Origin of the sequence: Roseococcus sp. SYP-B2431, from assembly GCF_004336745.1 — a bacterium.
Classification (GTDB): domain Bacteria; phylum Pseudomonadota; class Alphaproteobacteria; order Acetobacterales; family Acetobacteraceae; genus Roseococcus.
Genome location: NZ_SJXD01000017.1, coordinates 1 through 3,012 on the forward strand (window position 1 = coordinate 1; position 3,012 = coordinate 3,012).

Below are 3,012 nucleotides of genomic sequence, written 5' to 3' on the forward strand. Positions count from 1 at the left end.
GATCGGTGGCGTCACCGCAGATGATCCGGTGCCGGCCGAGAACCCAGACGTCGCCCGCGCGGGACACCGGGATCTCGGGTGGCGCGGGCACCTCGTCGGGGTCGGTCAGGCCAGCCGTGGGCTCCAGCAGAAAGCTCGCCAGCTCGTCCTGGCTGAAGCCGGTGAGCGCCAGGTCGAAGCCCTCGCTGTGCAGCTCGCCCAGCTCCAGTCGCAGCATCTCGTCGTCCCAGCCGGCGGAGAGTGCCAGGCGGTTGTCGGCGAGGATGTAGGCCCGGCGCTGCGTGGGCGTGAGGTGGCTGAGCTCGATGGTCGGCACCTCGACCAGCCCGAGCTGTCGCGCGGCCATCACCCGGCCGTGGCCGGCGATGATGCCGCGCTCACCGTCCACCAGGACCGGATTGGTGAAGCCGAACTCGCGGATGGACGCGGCGATCTGCGCGACCTGGGCGGGGGAATGCGTGCGGGCGTTCCGCGCATAGGGGATCAGGTCGTCGACGCGGGCCCGGTTGTAGGCCGGAAAGTTGGGCGACGAGCCGATGGTGTCAGGGGTCATGCGTGCGGTCCTCCAGAGCAGGTCGGTTCCAGGAGACTGTCTCGCGGGTGCCATTGGCCGGATCGACGATGACGATCTCGATTGGCCGGCTCTCCTCGGTGAGCGGGGGCGGCGCCGGGGACTCGGGATGCTTCTCCCGCCAGCCCGCCCGGGCCTTGAGCCAGAAGATGCTGGCGCCGATGTTGCCGGGCGTGGTGGCCTGCTTGAACAGGCACTGCGCGACACGCGTGTTGGCCTCGATCACGGCGACATCCAGCTCGTGGCGGAAGTGCTTGCGCAGCGTTCGCGACGTGATGCCGATCACCAGCGCGATGTCGTCCTGCGGCACGCCATAGCCGGCCATCGCGTGGACCATGCGACGCTGCTCGGCCGTGGGGACGAAGCTAGCGCGCCCATGGGCTTGGCCTCCCGTGCTGAGCCCTTTGTAGTGCGGGAAGGCTGCACCCACGTCACGGAAGCGCGCGCGCGGTTCAGGTGGATTAAGTGGATTAGGTGGGTTTCCCCCGGCCTTCGCTCTATAACTGTCATACATGCGTCTTGTGTCTCTCAGTGACAGTTTCCGTGTGGGGTTCCGACCAAATCCACCAAACCCACCTAATCCACCTCGATCAGGTCGCCGCAGCATGACTGCCCTCCGTTTCAAGTTTCCAGCGTTGATTGCCGCCGAGCATGGTGGCGCGCGCGATGCGCAGGCCGCTGACGACACGCCCCTGATGTGCTCCGATCCAACGGCCCAGGCGCTTGCTGTTTATCGCGCCGTTTTCACCCGCAACGACCAACAGGGCTTCGCGGAAATCGGGCCGGATGAAGACGAGACGGGATTTGCTCGGAGAGACGAGCGGGCCGGTTCGCTGTTCGGACGCGCATTCAATGATCTCTCGTACTGTGACGAACGTGCTTCCAAGGTGCACTTGCCACTGGGCAATCAGCGTGGTCAGAGCCTCCAATCGAGGATCCTGATCACGGACTGACTCCATGGTGACCACCGGATCAGCCTGGTCGAGCCAGAGCAGCGCCCCTCGCACCCAGGTGGACCAGCTTTCGAACGAGCCCAGCGGATCCGGAGCGTCTGGGTATCCGGCGACGTGATAGGCCCGGAGGACGGTGAGCGCCGCGACCAGGAACTCCGGCCGATGTTGGTGCGCCTCTTTGAGCGGGTCGATCTCGAAGGTACGCAGCTCGGGCCGCTCCACCTGAGGGTCAAGCTGGCAAAGGATGGCGCGGCGGGTCATGTCGCCGAGCAGCGTGAGGTTGTTACCGGTCGCGGTGACGAAGCTGTTGCTGGGCAGCTCCGGGGCTTCGGATTTACCGAGGATGCGGCAGCGCACGAACTCCTGGGTGATCAGGGAGCACAGGAACTCGCCACCGAGAGCCGCCTCGCAGTTGTCGATTGCGATGACGTGCTCGCCGCCGAGCAGCAATGCGCCGAGGCGCTTCTCCAACTCCTCCTCGGTCCGGCCCTGCGAGATGACGCTGGCAGCACGGCCCGTTGAGATGATGCTGCATAGGTCGACCAGCATGGACTTGCCGGATCCCGCCACGGGGGCGGTGTAGCCATGGAGTGGCGCGGTCCGGAGCGACCGGCGGACGCTTGCCGTCAGAATGCCCGACAGCGCGACGCTCCGGCTGGCTTTGTCCACGAAGGGGAAGGTGGAGACAAGCTGCTCGATGCGCGCCAGGGCGGCCCTCGCCTCGTCCTTGGTGGGTCGAGATGGGACGGAGGGAAAGGCCGTCTTTCGCGGGGCCAGCAGGAGGCCAGTGGCTGCGTCATAGCCTCGCTGATCCAAGATCGAGCCGTCGGGCCGGAGCGTAGGTGCCGAGAGCGTGCCTGACAGGACCGGAAGCCGCCAAAGCCCCCGGCGCTGCTGCAACACTGCGGCAATCCGGGCCGGTGCGTCGATATCGACCCACTTCCTGGAACGAGCATCGTAGCGCTGCCAGCGAGCACAGGCGGTCATTGCCTCTGCAAGCGCGTGATCTTCCAACTGGACGATCTGCAAGCTGCTGCCGGCGTCAGCGTCATCAACGCTGAGCCGGATCAGGCCCGGGCGAACCAGGAAGGAGCCGCGCTGATAAACGCGATGGGGTCGGCGAATGAGCGCTTCCTCGGCCTGGCGCACCACCTCTGGCAGATCGCCGCCATGAACGCGGATGACTGGCTTCGGCGGAGGCGCCGTTGGCTGGAAGGCGGGGTTCTCGAGGTCCTCCGGCAGAAGTGTGCGCTGCTCCAGCATCTGCTTGAGGAAAAGCAGCCTGTCCCGGTCGGTGCAGTGGTCATGGCGACAATGGATGACGAAACCTTCCGCCTCGCCGCCGTCGCCGGGATTACAGACGTATCCATCCGGCCAAGGCCGCGGGTGCTGAGTGCCGGGATCGGGCCGGGGGTCACCGCTTCTGATCGGCGATGAGTTCCTTGAGGCATTCGATGCCGCGCTCGGTGAAGCCCAGGGTGGCGCGTT

At 66.3% G+C, this 3,012-nt stretch carries 3 protein-coding genes; all 3 read right to left on the bottom strand.

Annotated elements, in window-relative coordinates:
- Positions 1 to 553, bottom strand: a 553-nt coding sequence (locus EJV46_RS07965) for a ParB/Srx family N-terminal domain-containing protein (RefSeq protein ID WP_165585412.1), incomplete at its 3' end; no start/stop codon positions are given.
- Entirely contained in the window at positions 543 to 908 is a 366-nt protein-coding gene (locus EJV46_RS07970; RefSeq protein WP_131548098.1) for a hypothetical protein, read from the bottom strand. The genes EJV46_RS07970 and EJV46_RS07965, both read right to left, overlap by 11 nt.
- Positions 909 to 1,161: 253 nt before the next feature.
- Positions 1,162 to 3,012 (bottom strand): hypothetical protein (locus EJV46_RS07975; protein WP_206020749.1); only part of this gene is annotated, 1,851 nt, incomplete at its 5' end.